At 36.7% G+C, this 25415-nt stretch carries 20 protein-coding genes and 1 tRNA gene; 17 read left to right on the plus strand and 4 right to left on the minus strand.

What is annotated here, in order from left to right:
- Window positions 1-25: 25 nt before the first annotated feature.
- Window positions 26-1150, minus strand: a complete 1125-nt coding sequence (locus JNG87_RS06085; RefSeq protein WP_202842475.1) for a ferredoxin--NADP reductase — start codon at window positions 1148-1150, stop codon at window positions 26-28.
- Window positions 1151-1183: 33 nt separating this feature from the next.
- Between JNG87_RS06085 and JNG87_RS06090 the strand changes: the two genes are divergently transcribed.
- The 12 genes from JNG87_RS06090 to JNG87_RS06145 all read left to right on the plus strand — a co-directional run bounded on the left by JNG87_RS06090 (window position 1184) and on the right by JNG87_RS06145 (window position 14144).
- Window positions 1184-1744, plus strand: a complete 561-nt coding sequence (locus JNG87_RS06090) for a TlpA family protein disulfide reductase (protein WP_202842477.1) — start codon at window positions 1184-1186, stop codon at window positions 1742-1744.
- A gap of 23 nt (window positions 1745-1767) precedes the next feature.
- Entirely contained in the window at window positions 1768-2739 is a 972-nt protein-coding gene (locus JNG87_RS06095; protein WP_202842479.1) for a FecCD family ABC transporter permease, read from the plus strand.
- 308 nt (window positions 2740-3047) lie between these two features.
- Window positions 3048-3425, plus strand: coding sequence for a GxxExxY protein (locus tag JNG87_RS06100; protein ID WP_062670086.1), 378 nt, complete (start codon window positions 3048-3050; stop codon window positions 3423-3425).
- Between the two features lie 98 nt (window positions 3426-3523).
- Window positions 3524-4447 (plus strand): ABC transporter ATP-binding protein, encoded by a 924-nt coding sequence (locus tag JNG87_RS06105; RefSeq protein ID WP_202842481.1) that lies wholly within the window; start codon window positions 3524-3526, stop codon window positions 4445-4447.
- A gap of 165 nt (window positions 4448-4612) precedes the next feature.
- On the plus strand, window positions 4613-5065 hold the full coding sequence (locus JNG87_RS06110; protein ID WP_062671553.1) for a MarR family winged helix-turn-helix transcriptional regulator: 453 nt from the start codon (window positions 4613-4615) through the stop codon (window positions 5063-5065).
- Window positions 5066-5118: 53 nt separating this feature from the next.
- Window positions 5119-7512, plus strand: a complete 2394-nt coding sequence (locus JNG87_RS06115; protein WP_120230936.1) for a 3-hydroxyacyl-CoA dehydrogenase/enoyl-CoA hydratase family protein — start codon at window positions 5119-5121, stop codon at window positions 7510-7512.
- Window positions 7513-7630: 118 nt separating this feature from the next.
- Entirely contained in the window at window positions 7631-8812 is a 1182-nt protein-coding gene (locus tag JNG87_RS06120) for an acetyl-CoA C-acyltransferase (protein ID WP_062670092.1), read from the plus strand.
- 118 nt (window positions 8813-8930) lie between these two features.
- The gene (locus tag JNG87_RS06125) at window positions 8931-10706 is read left to right on the plus strand and encodes an acyl-CoA dehydrogenase family protein (RefSeq protein ID WP_202842483.1); all 1776 of its coding nucleotides are present in this window, start codon (window positions 8931-8933) and stop codon (window positions 10704-10706) included.
- A 149-nt stretch (window positions 10707-10855) separates the two neighbouring features.
- Complete coding sequence (locus JNG87_RS06130) at window positions 10856-11170, plus strand: hypothetical protein (RefSeq protein WP_202842485.1); 315 nt, start codon at window positions 10856-10858, stop codon at window positions 11168-11170.
- 27 nt (window positions 11171-11197) lie between these two features.
- Complete coding sequence (locus JNG87_RS06135) at window positions 11198-11533, plus strand: YegP family protein (protein WP_110008738.1); 336 nt, start codon at window positions 11198-11200, stop codon at window positions 11531-11533.
- 81 nt (window positions 11534-11614) lie between these two features.
- Entirely contained in the window at window positions 11615-12061 is a 447-nt protein-coding gene (locus tag JNG87_RS06140) for a phosphohydrolase (protein WP_041461800.1), read from the plus strand.
- A 34-nt stretch (window positions 12062-12095) separates the two neighbouring features.
- Window positions 12096-14144: a M48 family metallopeptidase gene (locus tag JNG87_RS06145; RefSeq protein WP_202842497.1), complete on the plus strand. Its 2049-nt coding sequence runs from the start codon at window positions 12096-12098 to the stop codon at window positions 14142-14144.
- Here JNG87_RS06145 and JNG87_RS06150 read toward each other — a convergent pair.
- Together JNG87_RS06150 and JNG87_RS06155 are read right to left on the minus strand one after the other, a co-directional pair.
- Window positions 14141-14857, minus strand: coding sequence for a DUF2490 domain-containing protein (locus JNG87_RS06150; RefSeq protein WP_202842499.1), 717 nt, complete (start codon window positions 14855-14857; stop codon window positions 14141-14143). The two genes, JNG87_RS06145 and JNG87_RS06150, sit on opposite strands and share 4 nt — an antisense overlap.
- 71 nt (window positions 14858-14928) lie before the next feature.
- Window positions 14929-16740: a TonB-dependent receptor plug domain-containing protein gene (locus JNG87_RS06155; RefSeq protein ID WP_202842502.1), complete on the minus strand. Its 1812-nt coding sequence runs from the start codon at window positions 16738-16740 to the stop codon at window positions 14929-14931.
- 632 nt (window positions 16741-17372) lie between these two features.
- Here JNG87_RS06155 and uvrA point away from each other — a divergent pair.
- Both uvrA and JNG87_RS06165 read left to right on the plus strand, forming a co-directional pair.
- The gene (gene uvrA, locus JNG87_RS06160; RefSeq protein WP_202842505.1) at window positions 17373-20165 is read left to right on the plus strand and encodes an excinuclease ABC subunit UvrA; all 2793 of its coding nucleotides are present in this window, start codon (window positions 17373-17375) and stop codon (window positions 20163-20165) included.
- Window positions 20166-20253: 88 nt separating this feature from the next.
- Complete coding sequence (locus JNG87_RS06165; RefSeq protein WP_202842508.1) at window positions 20254-21021, plus strand: methyltransferase domain-containing protein; 768 nt, start codon at window positions 20254-20256, stop codon at window positions 21019-21021.
- A 153-nt stretch (window positions 21022-21174) separates the two neighbouring features.
- On the opposite strand, the gene JNG87_RS06170 is transcribed toward JNG87_RS06165, so the two are convergent.
- Window positions 21175-21816: an NAD(P)-dependent oxidoreductase gene (locus tag JNG87_RS06170; protein WP_123278372.1), complete on the minus strand. Its 642-nt coding sequence runs from the start codon at window positions 21814-21816 to the stop codon at window positions 21175-21177.
- Window positions 21817-22160: 344 nt separating this feature from the next.
- Between JNG87_RS06170 and JNG87_RS06175 the strand changes: the two genes are divergently transcribed.
- The 3 genes from JNG87_RS06175 (at window position 22161) to JNG87_RS06185 (ending at window position 25329) form a co-directional block, all read left to right on the plus strand.
- Window positions 22161-23270: an epoxide hydrolase family protein gene (locus tag JNG87_RS06175; RefSeq protein WP_202842511.1), complete on the plus strand. Its 1110-nt coding sequence runs from the start codon at window positions 22161-22163 to the stop codon at window positions 23268-23270.
- Window positions 23271-23415: 145 nt separating this feature from the next.
- Window positions 23416-24846, plus strand: coding sequence for a S41 family peptidase (locus JNG87_RS06180; protein ID WP_202842513.1), 1431 nt, complete (start codon window positions 23416-23418; stop codon window positions 24844-24846).
- A 411-nt stretch (window positions 24847-25257) separates the two neighbouring features.
- Window positions 25258-25329 (plus strand) — tRNA-Arg (locus tag JNG87_RS06185).
- The last annotated feature ends 86 nt before the right edge of the window (window positions 25330-25415 follow it).

Here is a 25415-nt window from a genome sequence, read left to right on the forward strand (position 1 = left end):
AGGTTAAATATGTTCCTAATAATTCTCAACTAAGATCAAAGTTAAGCTTTATTTTTTTACTTTTCACAATAGACATACAAGCTAAAATATGTCCCTGCTCCTCCTCTTTTTCGGTAAGATACTCATTCTCCAGCAGTTCTACTTCCCCTTCCTCCAGAGAACATTCACAGCTTCCACAGATTCCTGACTTGCAGGAATAAGGAACAGGGAATTTCTGCATCAAAAGCTGCTGTAAGATTTTATCCTTATTATCAGGCAGATAAGTGGTGTATTTCTTTCCAAGCATGGTAAATTCAACCTCTATATTTTCAATAAGAGGAAATTCTCTTTCCACAGGATAAATATCGTCATTAAATTCTTCAAAAAGTTCAAAATGGATATTCTTTTTCGGAATTCCGTGATGATAGCAGGCATTAGCCAAAGTTTTGATCATTTCACCTTTTCCACAGATCAGCACTTCGTCTACAGCATCCCAGATGGTAGATTCCTCGTCTGTATCATCCAAATGAAGGATCTGATTGATGATAAGATTCAGCTTTTTTTCATCAAGTCTTCCATAAAAAAACTGATCTGCCGTTTTCTCCTGAGAAAAAAAGTAAAATATCTGAAGTCTGTCACCACATGTTCTGGCAAGATTATCCAGCTGTTCGCGATAGACTAAATCTTCTGAACTTTTATTTCCAAAAAATAAGAACAGCCGTGTTCTGGGTTCGTTGTGGAGAATATTTTTAAAATGACTCAAAATGGGCGTAATCCCAATACCAGCAGCAAAAGCAACAATAGTTCTGAATTCGCTGGGCTTGGATACAATGGTAAATCTTCCGGCAGGTTCACTTACCCACAGTTCATCACCTTCGTTATAATTCTGAAATAACTGAGAAGTAGCTCCTTCAGAGGAATTCACCTTTATCCCCAGACATATTTTCCCTTCATAAGGAGCCGAAGTCATTGAATAATCATTAATAACCTCTTCCCCATGTGATTGAAATCGTATACTGACGAACTGCCCGGCTTCAAACCTGAAATTTTCTCTTAAATTCTCAGGAATTTCGAATTCCAGAGAAAAAGTATTTTTGGTCAGCTCTTCCTTTTTCGCTATTTTTAACGGATGAAACTGTATCAGTTTCCCTTTATAGATTTGTTGTTCCATAACTTCAATTCAAAAATAGATAAAAAATAATTTATGAAGAAGATAATTTTTTCCACGTTACTTCTTACTGCTCTCTACAGCTGTAAAAAAGAAGGTCAGAAAACTGAAGACACAGCTGGCACAGACCCTGTTTCTGTATCTCAAACTACAGAATCTGAAGGAAGTACAGCTATCCCCCAAGAACTTTCTCCTGAAAATGTAAGCCAGCATTTGGCCAAAAATAATGATACTTTATATGTAACCAATTTTTTTGCAACCTGGTGTGGTCCATGTATGAGAGAAATTCCAAGTTTTAAAAGTAAAATGGAAGAATTGAAAGGGAAACCTGTAAAATTCACTTTCGTCAACCTTGATGATAAGGCAGATTGGGCTGGTGCTGTTAAGAATTTTGCTGCAGAAAATAAATTGGGAGGCAGCATTATATTACTGGATGGACAAAAATTAGATCCAAACTTCTTTCACAACAACTTCAAACAATGGGACGGAGGTTCTATTCCTTTTACTTTCATGAGAAAAGGTGATAAAACCGACGAATATCTGGGAATGATGACGGAAGATGTTTTGAATTCTAAAATCGATTCTTTCCTAAAATAAATAGACTGAACTCTTTCTGAATCATGTCAAAAAGATTTAAAATCCTGTGTTTATTATTCGTGATTGCTATTATTGCAAGCGCAATTATTAATCTGAACACAGGATTTTTAAGTTTAAGCTTCCAGGATTTCTTTCAGGATTCTGCTCAGAATCAAATTGCTGAAATCCGTATCAACCGTGTTCTGGTGATGATGCTGGCTGGGATTTCCATTCCTACTTCTGGTTTCCTGATGCAGGAATATTTTCAAAACCCGCTAGCTGGGCCTGATATATTGGGGATAACATCAGTCGCCAGTTTATCAGTTGCCTTTTATATTTTCTTTTCCCATACTATTTCCCTTCCTGAATTTTTACAGAACAGTTTCCTGAGTTTATCAGCTATTGGGGGAAGTTTACTGCTAATGTTGATCCTGCTGTCAATGTCTAACAGATTTCAGGACAAATCATATCTTATTATCTTTGGATTTCTTGTCTCTGCTTTTGCCGGAGCTATTGTTTCTCTGCTTCAGTTTTATGCAGAAAATCAGAGTCTTAAAAACTATATTTTATGGTCTTTCGGAGCGAATAATATGGTAACGAGGAATCAGATCTATGTACTTTCCGTCCTGGTTTTAACCGGAATGTTGATCTGCTTCAGAGCGATAAAACCGCTCATTGGAAATTCTCTGGGCAATTCCTATGCACAAAGTTTAGGGGTCAATCTGAAACAGCTGAAACTCTTAATCATAGCAGCATCTTCTCTCCTATCTGCTTCTGTTACTGCATTTTTAGGACCTATTCTGTTTATTGGAATCATTGTGCCGCACTTTTGCAGACTTGTTTATAATCCATCCAGATTATGGCAGCAATGGATTCTTAATATGTTTCTGGGAATGCTGATTATGTTATTTTTCTCTGTCATTGCCGAAAAAACACAGATTCCTTTGAATGTAATAAGCTCTGTATTCGGAATTCCTGTGATTCTGATGATGCTGTTGAAACAGAATAAAGTGTGATTTTTTGTTGGATAAACGCAAAGGCGCAAAAAACTTTTAAAAATTTTATATTTTTAAGACGCAAAGATTTTATCTCCGATAAAATTGAGCACCTCATATTCTAAACAAAAAATTTCTCCAATATCTTGCTGAAAATCTTCGATTTTATCGCGCCTTAAAATATTACACAAAATATTAAAAGCCTTTGCGTCTTCGCGTTTACCCAACATTTCGCATCAATAGGCATACTATGTTCCAAAATCATTAGTAACAGTCTTTGTAATTATTAAGCAACTATTCATATATTTAAGTCCAACAAAACACCACAAATGACAGAAAATGAATTATCAAAAGTAGTTTTTGAAACAGGTTTAAAGATTCACAGAAAACTTGGAGCAGGATTATTTGAGCATGTGTACGAAGAATGCATGTTCTATGAGTTAACAAAAGCAGGATTTTTAGTAGAAAAGCAAAAGCTGCTTCCAATCATTTATGAAGATTTGAAAATAGAGAACGCTTTCAGACTCGATATGATTATTGAAAACAAAGTAATTCTGGAAATAAAAACAGTTGAGTATATATCACCTACTCATAAAGCGCAGCTTTTAACTTACTTAAAAATGACAAACTGTAAATTGGGATTATTACTTAACTTTCAATCTGATGTCTTCAAAAACGGAGTAACAAGAATTGTGAACAACTTATAAAATAAAACATGATAAAAATTTGACAAAGTCAAATTCCTTGCGTCTTAAAACATTATTTTTGTAAAAAACTTTGCGTCTTCGCGAAAACGAACAAAAACATGCATCTACAGATCAAACAGGCAGATATCGGCTACAATACAACTTTAATCTCCAATGCCAATGCAGATTTAAAGCTTGGTGATGTATGCCTGCTGATTGGTAATAACGGTGTAGGAAAAACAACATTAATCAAATCTATCCTGCATCAGCTCCCTTTACTGAATGGGGAAATTTCTATTAATGGAAAAAATGTAAAAAATCTTTCGGTAAAAGAGATTGCGGAGAATATTGCCATTGTCTTCTCAAAATCGGTAATTCCGCAGCATTATACTGTTGAAGATCTCATTTCTCTGGGAAAGTATATCTACTACCCTTTTTATTTTGAACTTAGAAAAGAGGATCGCGAAGAGGTTCGTCATATTATTGAAGAACTGGATCTTAATCAGTACCGATATACTCTTTTGAAAAACCTTTCTGACGGAAATCTTCAAAAAGCATTTATCGGACGGGCTATCACCCAAAATTCGCCTATTATCATTCTGGATGAGCCTACTACCCATCTGGATGAAAAAAATAAAATTATTATTCTTAAAACTTTAAGAAAGCTGGCTAAGGAACAGAACAAGCTTATCCTTTTTTCTTCCCATGACTGGCGACTGGCTAAAGAATTCGCAGACAAAATATGGTATGTAAAGGAAAATCATTTGTATTCCGGAATTGTTGAGGACATTTTGCTTCAGCATAATGAACTTACAAATGCTTCCTTATTTCAAATCAATGAGACCTTTATTCCGCCAGTAATCTCTGCACCGCAGTTTCACAAGGAAATGCTGTATTCTCTGCTTCAAAAAAACTTCCAAAAAGACCTGTCTGACCTGAATTTCGAATTTCAGAACCCATTTTGGGTAATTGCTAAGGATTCCTCCACCTATCAATGTGAATCTTTTGAAGAAATCATCATTTTAGTCTCAAACATTCATTAATACTTAATTTTCTTTGATTTATCCACATACTATGCATGCATAGTATTATGCTAATCATACAATTTAATCCATTTATTTACAGCCTATTAACAAAATTTAACGTTAATAAATATTATGCATGCATAATATTTATTAAATTTGGGTAAAACCATTGGCGCAAAAATGATGGATCATAATAAGGAAAAAATAGAAAACGTAGATTTAATTTTAAAACAGACCTGGTTGGCTGTTTCTAAAATGTACACAGAATTAGCCCAGGAACATGATTCCACAGCGGTACAGGCACTCACACTTTTAAAAATAGATCCTAAAGAAGGAACCCGAAGTACCAATCTTGGACCGAAGATGGCTATTGAACCCACTTCTTTAACAAGAATCATCAAACTTCTTGAAGATAACGGATACATCTATAAGGAGAAGACCACCACTGATAAAAGAGAGGTGATCATCAAACTTACAGATAAAGGATTAAACTCCAGAAATATGTCTAAGGAAGTCGTTGTGAATTTCAACAAGAAGGTGATGGAAAAAATTTCTCCGGAAAAACTGGAGGCTTTCAAAGATGTGATGGGTGAAATCATGAAAATAGCCAACGAATTATTAAATAACAGAAAATAAATTATGATGAAGCCTTCGGGTTCATATCATCTTATACAAATAAAAATTTACATATGAAAAGAAGAATCAAACATGTAACGGTTCTTGGTTCAGGAATTATGGGAAGCGGAATCGCTGCTCACTTCGCCAACATCGGCGTTGAAGTATCACTTTTGGATATTGTTCCTTTTGAACTTACTGAAGCTGAACAGAAAAAAGGTTTGACCAAAGATGACAAAGCAGTAAGAAACAGAATTGCTTCCGAAAACTTTGAAAAACTTAAAAAAGCAAGTCCTGCACTTCTTTATTCACCAAAGTTTGCAGACAGAATCAAAATCGGAAATTTCGATGATGATTTGCCGAAAATAAAAAATACCGACTGGATCATTGAAGTAGTCGTTGAAAGACTTGATATCAAGAAGTCTGTGTACGAAAAAATTGAACAGTTCAGAAAACCGGGGACATTAATTTCTTCCAATACATCCGGTATTCCTATTCATCTCCTTACAGAAGGGAGAAGCGAGGATTTCAAGAAGTACTTTGCGGGAACACACTTCTTCAACCCGGTAAGATATCTTCCCCTTTTAGAGATTATCCCAACCAACGATACAGCTCCTGAAATTATCGATTTCTACATGAATTACGGAGCAAAATTCTTAGGTAAAACGACTGTTTTAGCCAAAGATACACCAGCCTTCATCGCCAACAGAATCGGGGTGTTCTCCATGATGGATCTTCTTCACAATGTACAAAAATTAGGACTTACCGTTTCTGATGTTGATAAATTAACAGGTCCTGTAATCGGACGTCCAAAATCTGCTACATTCAGAACAGCCGACGTTGTAGGTCTTGATACTTTGGTAATGGTAGCCAATGGAGTTCGTCAAAGCGGTGCAGAAGCGAACGACTTTAATGATGTATTTGCCCTTCCTCCCTATATCCAGAAGATGATGGATAATAAATGGCTAGGTTCAAAAACAGAACAAGGTTTCTATAAAAAAGTGAAAAATGCAGAAGGAAAATCTGAAATTCACGGATTAAACCTTGATACTTTGGAGTATGAACTTCAAGGAAAATCATCCTTCCCTACTCTGGAATTAACAAAATCTATAGATAAACCGATTGACAGATTTAAAGTATTAATTGGTGGTAAAGATAAAGCTGGTGAATTGTACAGAAAGTCTTTAGGGGCATTATTCGCTTACGTTTCGCACAAAGTACCTGAAATCTCTGACGAGGTCTATAAAATTGACGATGCGATGAGAGCCGGTTTCGGATGGGAAAACGGTCCATTTGAAATCTGGGATGCCGTAGGTGTTCAGAAAGGTATTGAACTGGCAAAAGATGCAGGATACGAAGTTTCTGACTGGGTGAAAAATGTAGAAACCTTCTATAAAGTTAATGATGAAGGACAAAGTATCTATGTTGATAAAAATTCAGGAGAATACAACAAGATCCCTGGTCAGGATGCATTCATAATCTTAGATAATATCAGAAAAAATAAAACGCTTTGGAGTAATTCAGGGGCTGCAATTCAAGATTTAGGAGACGGAATTATCAACTTTGAGATCCGTTCAAAAATGAACTCTCTTGGAGGCGAAGTTCTTGACGGATTGAACAGAGCGATTGATTTGGCAGAAAAAGAATATGACGGATTAGTAGTTGGTAACCAGGGAGCTAATTTCTCTGTAGGTGCCAATCTTGCGATGATTCTTATGATGGCAATCGAACAGGATTGGGATGATCTGAATATGGCGATCGCTTACTTCCAGAAATCAATGATGAGAGTACGCTACTCTTCTATTCCTGTAGTAGTTGCTCCTCACGGAATGACTTTAGGTGGAGGATGCGAAATGACGATGCATGCAGACCGGGTGGTTGCCGCTGCAGAAACCTATATCGGACTTGTTGAAACCGGAGTTGGAGTAATTCCTGGTGGTGGAGGTACTAAAGAATTGACTTTAAGAACTTCCAGAGAATTCCACAACGATGATGTTAAAAATAACAGACTTCGTGATGCATTTATGAACATCGCCATGGGTAAAGTAGCTACTTCTGCCTACGAAGCTTACGATATGGGAATCCTTGAAAAAGGGAAAGACATCGTTTCCGTAAGCAAAAACAGACAGATTGCCGAGGCTAAAAAAGTAGCAAAACTATTAGCGGAACAAGGCTATACCCAGCCGATCGAGCAAAAAGTAAAAGTTCTTGGTAAAGACGCATTAGGAATGTTCTATGTAGGAACAGACCAGATGCTAACCGGAAATTTCATCTCTGCACACGATAAGAAAATTGCTGATAAACTAGCCAACGTGATGGTAGGTGGAAATCTATCAGAGCCAACAGTTGTAACGGAACAATATCTATTGAACCTTGAAAGAGAAACTTTCCTTCAGCTTTGTGGGGAAAGAAAAACTTTAGAGAGAATCCAGTACATGTTACAGAACGGAAAACCATTAAGAAACTAATACTTTCAAAAGTAATTAACAAACACTTTGTCATTCTGAAGGAATCCAAACATTGAATAGATGCTTCCAGCATGACAAACAGTATGGTTAATTTTTATAACAATTAATTAATAAAACAATGTCAAAGACAGCATATATAGTAAAAGGTTTTAGAACTGCCGTTGGAAAAGCTCCAAAAGGAAGTTTAAGATTTACAAGACCTGATGTCATGGCGGCTACCGTTATTGAAAAATTAATGGCTGAGCTACCCCAATTAGATAAAAACAGAATTGATGACCTTATCGTAGGAAATGCAATGCCGGAAGCTGAACAAGGGCTTAATGTGGCGCGTCTGATCTCTTTGATGGGGTTAAATACCGATAAAGTTCCGGGAGTTACCGTGAACAGATACTGTGCATCAGGAAGTGAGGCAATTGCTATTGCTTCTGCGAAAATTCAGGCTGGTATGGCAGATTGTATCATCGCTGGTGGTACAGAATCTATGTCATATATTCCTATGGGAGGTTATAAGCCGGTTCCTGAAACGGATATCGCAAAAACAAACCCTGATTACTACTGGGGAATGGGCTACACTGCGGAAGAAGTTGCAAAACAATATAATATTACAAGAGAAGAACAGGATCAGTTTGCTTTTGAATCTCATATGAAAGCTTTAAAGGCTAATCAGGAAGGTAAATTTGCCAACCAGATTGTTCCGATTCCTGTAGAGTATAATTTCCTGGACGAAAATCAGAAACTGCAGACTAAAAAGTTTGATTTTTCAGTAGATGAGGGGCCTAGAGCAGATACTTCTTTAGCAGGTTTAGCAAAACTAAGACCTGTATTTGCCAACGGAGGAAGCGTAACTGCCGGAAACTCTTCTCAAATGAGTGACGGAGCGGCTTTCGTAATGGTAATGAGTGAGGAAATGGTAAAAGAATTAGGACTGGAGCCTGAGGCAAGATTAGTGGCTTATGCTGCAGCCGGATTAGAACCAAGAATCATGGGAATGGGGCCAATTTATGCTATTCCAAAAGCATTGAAACAAGCTGGTTTAGAATTAAAAGATATCGATTTGATCGAGCTTAACGAAGCTTTCGCCTCTCAATCGGTTGCAATCAAAAAAGAATTAGGCTTAAATCCTGATATCTTAAACGTAAACGGAGGAGCAATCGCCCTTGGACACCCGCTTGGATGTACAGGAACAAAACTAACGGTACAACTTCTTGACGAAATGAGAAGACGCGGCAACAAGTACGGAATGGTTTCTATGTGCGTGGGAACAGGTCAAGGAGCGGCTTCTATTTTTGAACTTTTATAGTTGTATAATGTCCGTTGTACAATGTATAAAGTATTAAAACTTACATAATAATAATTTCATAAAAAAGTACAATGTACATTTTACATTATACTTTTTACAAAAAATAAAAAAAACAAATATGGCTACATTAAAAGGCGGGGAATTCCTGATCAAACAGATTCCTGCAAATGAAATTTTCAGTATTGAAGAACTGAATGAAGAACAAAAGATGCTTCGTGATTCTGCGAAGGAATTTATAGATAGAGAAGTAGTTCCTCAAAGAGAGCGTTTTGAGAAGAAAGATTACGCATTTACTGAAGAGACCATGCGTAAACTGGGAGAAATGGGAATGTTGGGAATTGCCGTTCCTGAAGAGTACGGAGGCCTTGGAATGGGCTTTGTGACTACAATGCTTGCTTGTGATTATCTATCAGGAACTACAGGTTCATTGGCTACAGCTTATGGAGCCCATACGGGAATCGGTACGCTTCCTATCGTTCTTTACGGAACTGAAGAACAGAAGAAAAAATACCTTCCGGATTTAGCAACAGGAACAAAATTCGGAGCTTACTGTCTGACAGAGCCTGATGCCGGTTCTGATGCCAATTCAGGAAAAACAAAAGCAAAACTCTCCGAAGACGGAAAACATTATATCATCAACGGTCAGAAAATGTGGATCTCTAATGCAGGATTTGCAGATACATTTACATTATTCGCTAAAATTGATGATGATAAAAATATCACTGGATTTGTCATCAACAGATCTGAACTTGAAAACCCTGAAAGCTTAACTTTCGGTGAGGAAGAGCATAAACTGGGTATCCGTGCTTCTTCTACCCGTCAGGTTTTCTTCAATGATATGAAGATTCCTGTGGAAAATCTTTTAGGAGAAAGAAACAATGGTTTCAAGATCGCTTTAAATGCATTAAACGTAGGCCGTATCAAATTGGCTGCCGCTTGTCTTGATGCACAAAGAAGAATCTTAAACCACTCTATCCAGTACTCTAACGAAAGAAAACAGTTTGGTGTTTCAATCGCTACTTTTGGAGCGATCAGAAAGAAACTGGCAGAAATGGCAACCGGAGTTTTCGTAAGTGAAGCAGGTTCTTACAGAGCCGCTAAAAATGTTCAGGATAAAATTGATGAGCTTGTTGCAGCAGGATTAAGCCATCAGGAAGCAGAATTAAAAGGTGTAGAAGAATTCGCTGTTGAATGTTCAATCCTTAAAGTTTTCGTTTCTGATCTAGCACAACACACCGCAGACGAAGGAATTCAGGTGTACGGAGGAATGGGATTCTCTGAAGACACTCCTATGGAAGCGGCTTGGAGGGATTCAAGAATTTCAAGAATCTATGAAGGTACCAACGAAATCAACAGATTGCTGGCTGTAGGAATGCTTATTAAGAGAGCCATGAAAGGTGAGCTGGATCTTTTATCTCCTGCAATGGCGATCAGCAAAGAATTGATGGGCATCCCTTCATTTGAAGTTCCTGATTATTCAGAATTCATGAGCGAAGAAAAAGCAATTATCGCCAATCTTAAGAAAGTATTCTTAATGGTTTCCGGAGCAGCTCTTCAGAAATATATGATGGATATTGAAAAACAGCAGCATTTATTACTGAATGCATCTGAAATCCTAAACCAGATCTATATGGCAGAATCCGCAGTATTAAGAGCAGAAAAACACTTCTCTCCTGAATCTGTAGAAGCAGCTATGGCTCAGTTAAACCTTTACAAAGCTGTGGAGAAAATCATTACTGCAGCTAAAGAAGGAATTGTTTCTTTTGCTGAAGGAGATGAGCAGAGAATGATGCTTTCAGGACTAAGAAGATTCACAAAATATACCAACCATCCAAATGTGGTAGCCCTTACTGAAAAAGTAGCAGCTCACTATATTGAGAAAGGAGCTTATTAGTCTTTAATAATATAAATTTGATTCAGCGTCCCAATTTTTGGGGCGCTTTTGTTTTTCACCCTTATTTATGATGATGATCATTGGATTTATTGACAGCCAATAAGTATATTCAAAAAAAATTATTATTTTTATTCTAAATTAAATAACACATGAAGAAATTATTATTTCCCCTGGTCCTCATTTCGGCTATGGTTACGGCACAAAAAAAAGACAATTTAGTCCCTGCTCCAAAGATTGATACAACAAAGATCATTTCTAAAGGAAAATTCCCGGGATATTCTGCTGTGAAGCCCGAGCATCCTCAAAAAGAATTTTACAGGATATTGACGTATATGCCTAAAGATACTGCCCTTTATCTGGCCTTAAAAGAGCCTTCAAAGGATTATTCACAATATAAAATTCTAAATTCGGTTACTCCTGATAAGCTTCAGGTAAGCCGAAAAAAGATAATACCGTCAAAATAAACACAATACAACCTAAAAACTATCACCATGGGAAAATTTATTATCTCTAAAAGAACAAACGGAGACTTCCAGTTTAATCTTAAAGCAGGAAACGGACAGGTCATTTTAACCAGTCAGGGATACAGTACCAAACCTTCCTGTGAAAGCGGAATCGGATCCGTAAAACTCAATGCACAGGAAGATGCAAAATTTGAAAGAAATACGGCCAATGACGGCAGATGCTATTTTAATCTAAAAGCCGGAAACGGGCAGATCATCGGAACCAGCCAGATGTATGAATCTGACAATGGTATGGAAAACGGAATAGAATCTGTAAAAAACAATGCTCCGCATGCTCATATAGAGGATGAAACAAACCTGTAAAATCATCTGAAAATATTCTTCATAAAAAATGCCTTAGTTCTTAAGGCATTTTTTATTTTTGTACTCTATTTTTCATTAGCAATGACAAAAGAAGAATTACTGAATAAAGCAATCAAAATCGCCGATAAGGCTCATAAAGGACAAACCGATAAATACCATGCTCCATACATTGCCCACGTAATGCGTGTGATGAACTATGGTAAAACACTGGATGAAAAAATCGTTGGAGTACTTCACGATGTTGTAGAAGACCATCCACAGGAGTTTAGTCTGGATTATTTAAGATCTGAGGGATTCCCTGAATATATTATTTTTGCCATCAGCTGCCTTACAAAGCTTGATCCGGAAGAAGATTATGATGAATTCATCAAAAGAACGGAACGATCTCTCCTTTCTGTAGCTGTAAAACTAAATGACCTTCGTGATAATATGGATCTCAGAAGAGTAAACAGAGAGCTTACTCCTAAAGATATCAAAAGATTCAATAAATATCTGAAAGCCTATCGTTATCTGATAGAGAAATACTAATCTGATAGAGAAATACTAAATAAAAAAAACACACATGACTAATAACCTACCCAAAATTTCATCAGCTTATCAATCTAAGCTGGTTTCTGCTATTGTATCCATTTCAGTTTTTTTCCTGATCTATCTGATACTTATACTCGCCTCACTCCTGATGATATTCTTATTAGGATACGGAGCAATAAAACTGTTAAGCATTTCTCTCAATTACTTTACCGTTTTTGGTGCAGCAGGATTATTAAGTGTTGGAATTTTTGTTTTTATTTTCCTTGTCAAATTTATTTTCAGAAAAAACCATTACAGTACGCGTCATTTGCTGGAGGTTAACAAATCCCATCAGCCTCAGCTTTTTGCTATTATTGATGAAATTGTGGCTGAAACAGGAGTGAAAGCTCCTCAAAAAGTTTTTCTTTCTCCGGACGTAAACGCCAGTGTAAGCTATAATTCTATTTTCTGGAGCATGTTTTTGCCGGTAAAGAAAAATCTGACGATTGGAGTTGGGTTGATCAATACTACAAGTGTAGGAGAATTGCGGACAATTCTGGCTCACGAATTTGGACATTTCTCTCAAAAAAGCATGAAAGTCGGCGGCTATGTAAGCCAGGCAGAAAAAATTATTTTTGAAACCGTTTACAATAACAAAGACTACGAAAACTTTATCATGGAATTTTCCGGAGGAAATGCTATCTTTAAAATTTTTGGTTTGATTTCAGTTAGTTTTATTAATGCATTTCAGTCCGTTCTTAAAGGCATGTCCAGTTTTCTTTTCAAAAATCATGCTTCCCTGCAAAGAGAAATGGAATATCATGCAGATGCTATTTCAACCTATATAACCAATCCTGATGAGCAGACATCATCTTTATTAAGACTGGAATTAAGTGATGTTGCTTTTATTGGTTCTTTTAATTTTTATATTGAAAATAATCAGAAATATCTTCCAAAGGATCTGTACAAGAATCAGATTTCTTTAATGAAAATTCTCTCCGAAAGGAATAACCATCCTTATATCAACGGACTTCCAAAAATAGATACTGAAGATCTTACACGTTATAATAAATCAAAAATAGAAATTGAAGATCAATGGACTTCACATCCGGATATTTTAAAAAGAATTGAAAGGATTAAAACAAACAAAACCAGAAATACAGCTGCAGACCACAGATATGCAAAGGAAATTATCAGCGGATTTGATAAAATTTGTGAAATTATGACCTCAAAATACCTGACATTACGCACGGTAAAAAATGTAGGTGAAGTGATAGAGGATGAAGCGTTCGTCAGACTGTATCTGGATCATAATATCTATCAGACCTTCAGTTCAGATTTTAACGGATATTACGAAAGACATAATCCTGTTATAGAAAACATTGAATCTGTTATTTCTGATATTCCAGCTCATCAGGGCGAAGATTTTTTCAGTGACAGAAAGGTATCTTTAGTTTACGAAAAATCAGGGATAGAAGGTGATATACAGATTTTGCATTATCTGGTTTCCCATCCTAAAGAAATAAAAACATTCAGATTTGACGGCACTTTATACAAAGCAAAAGATGCTGCAGGCCTCATCCCTCAACTGGAAAATAAACTGGCGAGAGTAAAAGAAGAACTTTTGGAAAATGACAAAGCTATTTTTCAGCATTACTATCATATCTCCAATGAAAACCTGAAAAAAGACCTTCTTAACAAATACAAAAAGTTTGCGTTAATCGATAAGGAATTCGATGATTTTCAAAAAGGCCTTAATGACTTTACACCCTATCTTCAGTTTATGGCTGTTACCTTACCTTTTGAAGAAATACGTAAACACAGGGCCAAACTATTGAAAGCAGAAGAACCTTTTAAACTGATAACCAAGCAACTGATTGAAAACTCGGCTTACCAGGATGCTTTAAAAGCTGAAGATAAAAACCTCTTACAGGAATTTGTAAACTCTGAATATATCTATTTCAACAAAGATAAATACCTTGAACATGAAGTAAATGCCATATCGTCAGTAATTGAAAAATATCAGACATTACTGAATGATCATTATCTTAATTCTAAACTCGAGCTGCTAAACTTTCAGGCCGATTTACATAATAATTAATCCGCACCCGGGAAATCGTAACTCTTCGTGTGATGATCTGTTCCATCGATGTTGATGTTTAAAGCAAGGTAAACGAAATGTAAATTTTTGTTCCCTTTTGCTTCAAATTCACGCTGCCACAGATATCCGCTCACGATTCCAAAATAATCATCGATCTGATAGCCGAAACCGCCATAGACTCTGTTTCTGGCGAAAGTAGGCTTCATCGGAGAGACAAAGAATACTTCGTCATAAGCATTGGCGAAAACAGTTCCTTTCTTGATGGTTTTGGCGTTTAAAGGAACACTTACATTCAGACGGTATCGGTAACGCATTCTCTGGGAAGTCTGATCTGTTTTCGGCTCATAGAACCAGCTCTTTTCAGCACGAAAACGGTTTTCAAACTTTACAATACCTTTTTTAACATCGATAACATCCTGAAGCCATACCCTGAACTCTTCTCTGCTCAGGCTATGTTCTTTATAGTTGACATATCTTCCCAGCCCAACAAAAGGTTTGTGGTTTTTGGTAAGATTATACCCTAATCCCCCTTTTATCTCATAATAATCGGGGTAAGTATAATCTTCGTTACCACGCAATTGCCCCTCTGCGTACAGGAAAAATTTCGGATGAAACTTATAGGTCAGAGTCACTGCATTGAAGCTGGAAATGTGTTCCTGTGCTTTAAAAAAAGATATTCCAAGTAATAAACCTAAGCCTATAAGACGTTTCATAAAAAATTTTTGCAAATGTATATTTTTTAACAATTTGTTAATATTAACTTTCATTAATATTAAATTAACACCTACTTAATATTAATTGTATAAGAAAACCCAATGTGGAACCACCTTTGCGGCATCCCGACACCAAAAGCTTCTGTATATTTTGTATTGGTCAAATTGTTAATCAACACATATACTGAGTAATCTTTTTTAGCAAAGCTCAGCTTCTCATCTACAAGATTATAGGTTCCCAGATTGACTCTTTCATTGTAACGGTAAACAAGCTCATTGGTAAAGTTTTTCAGGAATTTCACCTCTAACTTGGACACAAACTGATGCTTCAGATTGTCCAGAATATATCTTGAAACCACACCATCTTTTTTTTCATACTTACTGTCAATATAAGTATAGCCAACGGTATATTTTAACCAGTCTGTCGGTCTGTGGCTCCACTCTGCTTCAATTCCTTTGGTTTTGATATCACCTACGTTTTGGGCGTACCATATTTTATCGCTCAGATCTTTTTTTACCCAGTCAATAGAATTATTGGAGTTTCTTAGAAATCCACTGATTTTTGCTAAAATCCTGTTATTTAGATATTGATATCCCACCTCTGAAGAAATCGCATTTTCAGGCTGTAAATCCGGATTTCCCTGCTCCGTTTTACTCACATAATACAGTTCGGTAAAAGTGGGTACACGGTGTACTTTTGCAATATTTCCGTAGATTTTAGAATTAGCATTAAAGTTATAGCCTACATCAAGCCCCGGATAGAAGAAATTCCCTTCTTTAGAATAATTAGCCCATGAAATTCCCGGACTGATATTCAGTTTTTTATCCAGTAATGAAAAATGATGTTCAAAGAAAACCTGAGATACAAAACGGTTTCTGTCTCCTAAATTACTGCTGACCAGAAATTCTTTTCTAAGCTCAACACCAATTCCGGTTGTTCCCAACCCCCACTGATAGCTGGAATTTACCTCTCCACCTGCATTATTTCCAATGTGCATATTTCGGTAAAAATCCGGATTCCATCTGTCATAAAGGTACATATCCTGTCCTCTTCTCCAGTATACATTAGAATTAAGTTTCAGCTTTCCAAAAGTCTGCTGATGAGCTACACTTACGATAGAAGCCTGCGTTTCCTCATACTGCTTCGTTGCAGCACTGGAAGTATAAAAGCCATTGGCTCCGAATTTCTTTTCCGAAAAGCCGGCCTGAACTCTTACATCTCCGTTTTTGATATTCAGTTTTCCCTGATAAAATACATTTCTGATCTCATAATCAGTATTGAACATATACCCTTCTGATGAAGCTGAATTCGCCTGCAGGGAGTTCGTGAATTTTTCATTTCCGATCTGCGCGTTAAATCCCAGACCATAGCTGCCGTAATCTCCTCCCTCTGCGCTTATCTTCACTTTTTTCCCTGGAACACTTCTGGTGATGATATTGATAACACCGGCATAAGCATTCTGTCCGAAACGTCTTGCAGCCGGGCCTTTTATGATTTCTATCTTTTCTACTTCATCCAGATCTACCGGAATATTCATATTATTATGTCCGGTCTGGGAATCATTCATCCTGATTCCGTTCAATAACAAAAGAACCTGCTCAAAAGAACTACCACGGAAACCGATATCACTCTGCACTCCATTGGCTCCTCTCCTTCTGATATCCATTCCCGGCACCTGTTGAAGAATTTCGTCGATACTTTTAGCCGGAGAATTTACAATATCTTCTCTGGTGATAACGCTGATGTTCTGGTTAGCGCTTTTATAAGGTGTAGAGATAAATTTACCCTGAAATTCAATGCTTTCAATATCTGTTGTCTTTTCCTGTGCATTTACCCAAAGTAAAGATCCCAGAAAAAAAGCACTTCCTATCTTTTTGATCATAATCGTTTCCGTAGTTTTTTAAGAGAGTCCAAAAGTAAGGGAGTTCACGAAGAAAGGCAAATGATAGTTGTCATAAAAAAAGATGCAGCGTGAAGCTGCATCTTTCTGAGGGAGTAATTTCTATCTTTTTCTCATTAAATGTGTAACCAGATCTCTGAATAATTTTCTCATTTCTCTATTACATATTTATGAATGCAATTTTAAATAATTTTACAATATAAAACAATAGTTCAATAAAAAAACACAATATATTTTAAAAAATTATATAAAACACTGTAAAATAAACAGCAAAATAAAATTAAGTCCACAAAATATACACCTTTTCAGGTGGTTTTGAAAGCAAAATATGGGTTTAACCTGTTCAATGTAACGATCATTATAACAATTTTTAACAATAAGATAAGCGTAAATTTTTCGCTAAAATTTCGTAATTTTGTGGGTCTTAATTTTACGATGAAAGTATTCTATTTCAATAGTGATTTTGCCAGCATTTATAAAAATTGCAGCAACAGATTTCAGAGGAATCAGGATATATGTAAAAGTTCAATTGATACCGGCCACAGAATATTTGTAGCCAAACACCATTACTGACAGCCTTAATGCTGTGCAGTCTTTATATGAATAAACAAAATATGGCTAACACAACAGAAATAGATATAAAAAAGCAGATTTTCGTTAAGAATGCACATCTTAATAATCTGAAACATATAGACGTCCTTATTCCAAAGAACAAACTGATTGTTATTACAGGAGTTTCGGGAAGCGGTAAGTCATCTTTGGCTTTTGATACGATCTACGCAGAAGGACAGAGAAGATATGTTGAAAGTTTAAGTTCTTATGCCCGTCAGTTTTTGGGGAAATTAGAAAAACCAAAAGTAGATGATATCAAAGGACTCGCCCCTTCTATTGCCATCCAGCAGAAAGTAATTTCTTCCAACCCTCGTTCTACGGTAGGAACTTCAACAGAGATCTACGATTATATGAAGCTCTTGTTTGCAAGGATCGGGAAAACCTTTTCACCGGTTTCGGGAGAAGAAGTGAAGAAAGATTCGGTTTCTGATGTAGTCGACTTCATCAAGGCTTCAAAAAAAGATACTTCCTTTCTATTAACTGCTCCATTGGAATATGATGCAGACAATTTTAAAGAAACCCTGAATGTTTTAAAACTGGCAGGTTTCACAAGACTTGAAATTAATGGAAATGTAGCCGGGATTGAAGATCTGGAAAGTTTTGGTTTTGCCCCGGAAAAAGGAATGACGATCAACCTTGTCATCGACCGTTTTTCTTACGAAGAAGACGAAAGCTTTTTACAAAGACTTGCAGATTCTATTCAAATGGCATTCTATGAAGGACGCGGATATTGTTCATTAAAGAATACAAACACTGAGAAGGTAAAAGAATTTTCCAATAAATTTGAGCTGGACGGAATGGAGTTTCTTGAGCCCAACGTTCATTTTTTCAGCTTTAATAACCCCTACGGAGCATGTCCGGTATGTGAAGGATACGGAAAAGTGATCGGAATTGACGAAGATCTTGTAGTTCCTAATAAAACTCTTTCTATCTACGAAGATGCCGTTGTCTGCTGGCGGGGAGAAACCATGAGCGAATGGAAAAAGGATTTCATCAAAAAAGCAGGTGACTTCCCTATCCACAAACCTTATCATCAATTAACAAAAGAACAGAAAAACTTCCTTTGGAAAGGTGACGGAAGGAGTAATTTCCCGTGCATCAACAATTTCTTCAAGATGCTTGAAGAAAACCTTTATAAAATCCAGTACAGAGTAATGCTTTCCCGTTACAGAGGAAAAACCCTTTGCCCGACATGTGAAGGCTTGAGACTTCGTGAAGAAACAAGCTGGGTAAAAGTAGACGGACACAATATCCAGTCGATGATTGAACTTCCTTTGGATGAATTGGCTCCGGTGATCAACGGATTAAAACTTTCAGATCATGACAAAGAAGTCGCCAAAAGACTGATTTACGAAATCACCACCCGTCTGGAATTTTTATTAAAAGTAGGATTAGGTTATTTAACATTAAACAGAACATCGAATACCCTTTCAGGAGGAGAAAGTCAGAGAATCAACCTGGCAACAAGCTTAGGAAGTTCTTTGGTAGGTTCTATTTACATTCTGGATGAGCCTTCTATCGGGCTGCATTCTAAAGATACGGAAAACCTGATCGAAGTATTGAAAAATCTTCGTGACCTTGGAAATACCGTGATTGTAGTAGAACATGACGAGGATGTAATGAGAGCGGCTGACTATATTATTGATATTGGCCCGGAAGCAGGTTATCTTGGCGGGAAACTGGTATTTGCCGGAGATTATAAGGATCTGAAAAAAGCCAATACACTTACTTCAGAATACCTTACCGGAAGACTTGAAATAGAAGTTCCGAAGAAAAGAAGAAAAGCAAAAGAATGGATTTACATTAAAGGAGCCCGTCAGAACAATCTCAAAAATATAGATGTAGACGTTCCTTTGGAAAGTCTGGTAGTCATTTCCGGAGTTTCAGGAAGTGGAAAATCTACTTTGATGAAAGAAATTCTTACCAATGACATCCAAATCCAGTTAGGAATGGGCGGTAAAAAAGGAGATTATGATGCTGTAGAATTTCCAAAAAAACTGATCGAAAACATTGAACTGATTGACCAGAACCCTATTGGAAAATCATCCCGTTCAAATCCTGTAACTTATCTAAAGGCTTACGACGATATCCGTGATCTTTTTGCCAAGCAGAAAGTAGCCAAAATGATGGGTTATAAGCCTAAACACTTCTCTTTCAACGTAGATGGCGGAAGATGTGATGAATGCAAAGGAGAAGGAGTGATCAATGTTTCCATGCAGTTTATGGCGGATATCGAGCTTGAATGTGAGGTATGTAAAGGAACACGATTCAAAAATGAGATCCTTGAAGTAAAATTTGATGAGAAAAACATCTCTGATATTCTTCATATGACCGTAGATGAAGCATTGGAGTTCTTTAAAGATAATAATGAGGAGAAAATAGTTACGAAGCTGAGACCTTTGCAGGAAGTAGGTTTAGGTTATTTACAGCTGGGACAAAGCTCTTCTACCCTTTCCGGAGGTGAGGCACAGCGTGTGAAGCTGGCTTCATTCCTTGTAAAAGGAGTAACAACTGATAAAACGTTATTCATTTTTGATGAACCTTCCACAGGGCTTCACTTCCATGATATTCAAAAATTACTGAAGTCATTACAGGCGTTGATTGATCTCGGACATTCGGTGATTGTTATTGAGCATCAGCCTGATATTATCAAATGTGCCGATTATATTATCGATATCGGTCCGGAAGCCGGAAAACATGGTGGCGAAGTTGTATTTGCAGGAACACCGGAAGATCTGACAAAAAATAAAAAGTCCTATACGGCAAAATACATCAAAGAAAAACTGGAACAATAAATACAACCGGCTGTTTAAAAACAGCCGGTTTTTTATTGAGATTACTTATCTTTATTCAACTTATCAACCCATTACAAAATTATTATTTATGCCCTGGAATCCCGAATTATATGATCAGTACAAAGATGTACGTTATAAGCCATTTTATGATTTAGCAGCGTTAATCAAGCCTGAAAACAATATTAAAGCTATTGACTTAGGCTGTGGAACCGGAGAACAGACTTCTATTCTTACGGAAAAACTCACAGGTTCTACATTCTTAGGAATAGATTCATCAGCAGAAATGCTTGAAAAATCGAAGAAATATGAAAACGATCATTTACACTTTAAGCTTCAGAGCATTGAAGAAACAGCGCAGTCTGACGAGAAATGGGATCTTGTCTTCAGTAATGCCGCTTTACAGTGGGCTGATGATCACGAAACTTTATTTCCCAAAATCATTGGATTACTTTCAGAGAATGGACAGTTAGCAATACAAATGCCGGTTCAGAAAGAAAATATCCTCAATCAGATTTTAACAGAAATGGCAGGTGAAGAACCCTACGCATCCCAACTAAATCATTTCAACCGTGATTCTCCGGTACTTTCAATGGATGACTATGCACAGATATTATTTGATAACGGAATTCAGGATATTGAAATATTTCAGAAGGTATACCCTATTATTGCGGATGATCACGAGGCTTTATACACCTTTATTTCAGGAACAGCATTGTTACCTTATTTAGAACGCATGGAAGGAGAACAGAAAGAACAATTCATCTCCGAATTTAAATCGCGTATCGCCAAAAGGTTTACAAAATATCCGGCTATCTATGCATTCAAGCGCATCCTGATGTATGGCCGTAAGAAATAGAAAACCTTAACGCCCAATAAAAAACTGCCACAATTGTCATTCTTACGAAGGAAGAATCTCATTAATAACCAATGATATGAGATTCTTCATTACACTTCGTTTCATTCAGAATGACAAAATTGCGACAGCTGCTTCTGTTTATTAATAAAATAGTTACTCTTTCAGATTATACAAAAACGGACTTTTCCTGATATACTCAGAATTTTCAATCTGAGAAACCAGAAAATCCGCCAGATCTGTAGCACTGATGCTTTCTCCTTTACAGTCTGTAGGATTTGTCTCCGTTGGAAAGCTTTCCTCTGTAAGATGAATGAGTGGTAATCTTACCAATGTCCAGTCCAGATGGCTTTCCAGAAGAAGTTCATATTCTTTCTGCTTATCAGCGGTTGTCTCAGGATAGTTCTGATACATCCAGCCTGTAGCCATTTTTACCTTTTCATTTTTATGATCGGACGGTGTATTTACACTCAAGCCTGTAGTTACAATATAACGACCGATTCCATGATGACTCATTGCAGAAATGATATTTTTTGTAGCATCACTAAAAATAGACTTCTCTCCTTTTGGCTGCCCTAAAGTACTCATGACAAGATCAGTTCCTAGAATCAATTTATCGATCGCTGTTGTATCCCTTGCATCTCCTTTTACCACTTCAATTAATGGATTTTGAAGGGTGAAATTCTTGGGATGCCTTAATAAAAGTTTAAGATGATATCCTTTCTCAAGAAGGTTTTGTACCAGATATTGTCCGGATTTTCCGGTTCCGCCGATGACGGCAATTTTATGGATTTTCATAATGATTTTTTTTAATATTAAATATCAATAATCAGCAGCTGATTCACCGCTAATGACCATTAGTATTATAAAAGATGAATTGTCTTTTCTTTAGATAAGAATAATAGCTATATAGGGTTCAGAAAATTGAACCTAAGATGTTCAGGCTTAAAAGTAACACCTGACTCATAGTAATATGTATTACGAGATTTTAATCAATTAAAGTTACATTTTTTCCCTCAAAAAAAATCAAAAATTTATGATTTTGACAACATGTATTAAAAGAGAAAGTTTTTAACTTTGATAACTATCTTACTGTCAGTATTTTCCTTAAAACAAACTTACACCCAATAAAATATCATAATATGGAACCATTTACAGTAAACATACCCGAATCGGTTATAACCGATCTTAAAAACCGTCTGCAAAATGTCCGCTGGCCGGGAGAACCGGAAGGATCCGGCTGGAACTACGGCACCAGTGAAACATACCTGAAAGAACTTACCCGCTATTGGATCAATGATTACGACTGGAAGATGCACGAACAGCAATTGAATCAGCATCCACAGTATGTCACCCGGATTGACGGAATTTTGATTCATTTTCAATACATCAGAGGAAAAGGGTCAAATCCTAAACCGCTGATTCTTACTCATGGCTGGCCAGACAGCTATTACCGCTTTCATAAAATTATTCCACTGCTTACGGAAGGTGAACAGAGTTTTGATCTGGTTATTCCTTCCATTCCGGGATTTGGCTTTTCTGATAAAACAGCGGTCAGCAGTGAAAAGGTGGCAGATCTGTGGAAACAACTGATGACTGAAGTCCTAGGTTATGAAAAATTCTGTGCTGCCGGAGGAGATATCGGAATGGGAGTCGTAAAGGCATTGACTTCAAAATATCCTGAAGCCCTGGAAGCTGTTCACCTTACAGATGTTGGCTACCCCACCGGCCAGGAAGACCCTGCTACAATGAGTGAAGAGGAACAGAAATTCGCACAGTTTGTTCAGCAATGGTGGTACAGTGAAGGAGCTTACGCCATGGTACAGTCTACCAAACCTCAATCTTTGGCCTATGGTCTCAACGACTCTCCTGTCGGACTGGCAGGCTGGATCATAAGTTTTATCAATGCAGGCGCACCACCTGAAATGATTGAAACAGCATTTGGCGGAAAAGATGAGTTGCTTACCAATATTATGATTTATTGGGTAACCCAAACCATTGGTTCTTCTGCAAGAATGTATAAGGAAGATGCAGCCGCTATATGGAGCGGAACACATTTGCATCAAAAGAGCAATATTCCGGCTGGAGTGCTTGTATTTCCCCGTGAAGCTCAGTTTCCGAAAGAATGGGCAGAACGTTTCGTGAATGTCACCAGCTTTAAAAAGATGAATGAAGGTGGCCATTTTGCGGCCCTGGAATTACCTCATTTATTTGCAGATGAACTGAGATCATTTTTTTATTCTGCCACATAAACAATTCATGAGCTACAATCGGTCCTGCCTTTTTGCAGCTCCTTTTTGATGGTAAAATGTTAATCCTTCTAAACCATTACTAAAATATTGTTAATAGAGTATAAAGTTGTTGGCAAGTTTTTTATTTTAGCCAAAATTAATAACTATGAAAAAATTGTCCTTCACGATTATAGCAGCATTTCTATTCTGCTCAGTGCAAGCTCAGATACAAAATGCCGGTTTTGAGAACATGACCGATGGATTACCCAATCACTGGAATATAAAAAAAGCAGATTCGTACGAAGGAAAAGTAGATTATACCCAATATTTTGGAGGAAAAGCCTCTATGCAGCTTATAGGAAAGGCTGATCATTCCAAAGACTTTCAATCTTTTTCTCAAAAAATACCTCTTGATATTCAGCAATTGCAAAAAATAGAAATCAGTGCCTATGTAAAATCTGAGAACACCAATGGGAAAATCAATCTATGGACACAGGTGAAGGATGAGAAGGGGCAGATGATAGACTTTGGAAACTCAGAGTCACAACAAAAGTCCATTGCATTGAATAAAGACTGGACAAAATATTCTTTAATTTTCACTGTTGATAAAAATGTAAAAAGCCTTCTTCTTGGAGGCGTATTCTCAGGAAACGGAACGGTTTGGTTTGACCACTTTGAACTGAACAGAATTGCATTTTCAAATGAAGAACCTTCGAAAAAATCTGCAAAATATATTCAGGAGTTTAAAGATATTGTGAAAAAGAATTCAATCTTTTCAGACCAACTGGACTGGAAAAATATTGAAACCAACCTTCAATATCTTTCAAAAGGCATGAAAACCATTGATGATACAGACCCTGCATTGAGCTATATTATACAAAATCTAAGACAGGTTGGTGATAACCATTCATTTATTTCCGGCAAAGAACGTTCAGAAAAACAAAAGAAAAGCAACACCAATGAGGCAAAGCCCGATTCCAGACTAATTGATCAGAGTATTGGCTATATTTCTGTTCCCGGCTTTGGTTCCGTCAACACAGAAGTTGGAAATGATTTTGCCCTGCAGATTCACAATATGATTAAAAAACTGGACTCTGAAAATACGATTAAAGGCTGGATTGTAGATCTGAGAGGCAATACAGGAGGAAATATGTATCCTATGATCGGAGGTCTCGGAAGTCTGATTGGAGAAGGAACTTTGGGATATTTTGTATATAAGGATAAAAAAACTCCATGGATTTATAAAGACAGGAAGTTTGGTTCCAATAAAATTACAGAACCTTATAATCTTAAAAGCGGACAATCTAAAATTGCAGTTCTGATAGGTCCAAACACGGCCAGTTCAGGAGAAGCTACAACAATTGCATTTATTGGAAAAAGCAATGTAAAACTCTTTGGAAAACCATCTGCGGGCTATACTTCGGCCAATAGGATTTATCCGTTAAGTGATGGTAGAAGCTTTGCTCTGGCTTCTTCTTATGAAATGGACCGAAACGGGAAAGTCTACTACGGGAAAATTGATCCGGACGTTCCGGTAGAATCCAAAGAAGGCCAGGATATGGATCTGGAGACTGCAAAAAACTGGATTTTAAATTAGCTTCAGACTTATCCACAAAAAAATGTGGATAACTTGTGAATTTTAACATTTAATTCATATTTCGTATTAAAATAATTACTACATTTACTATGTAATAAACATCGAAGTGGAAACTTTATTTGCTTTTCTTACTACTCTTGAAATTGCAATTAAATTTGAAATAAAAATTTAAGCACAGCATTGTCGGCTGTGCTTTTTATTGTTGTCTAATTAAAAAAATGAGATGTATTTATCTACTGGATCTGCCTCTAAAGGGCAGATTCTTTTATCCTACATCCTTTTATAGAAGTATTTTCGCATATTTGCTATAAAATGTACAAAACGGTACAAACATCTTTGCCAGTCTCCATTCTCTGCATTAATTGTTGATTATTAAAATTAAATAATTTGTATTTTTATGAATCAAACCAAGGCCTCATAGTTCAATGGATAGAATAGAAGTTTCCTAAACTTTAGATCCAGGTTCGATTCCTGGTGAGGCCACAAATTTGCCAAATGGCACTAGCTAAATAAGATATATTATTTTATTTTCTTTCTATTTTAAGAAGAAATCAAGTCCTGTTTTTTCA

The organism is Chryseobacterium cucumeris (assembly GCF_016775705.1).
GTDB lineage: Bacteria > Bacteroidota > Bacteroidia > Flavobacteriales > Weeksellaceae > Chryseobacterium > Chryseobacterium cupriresistens.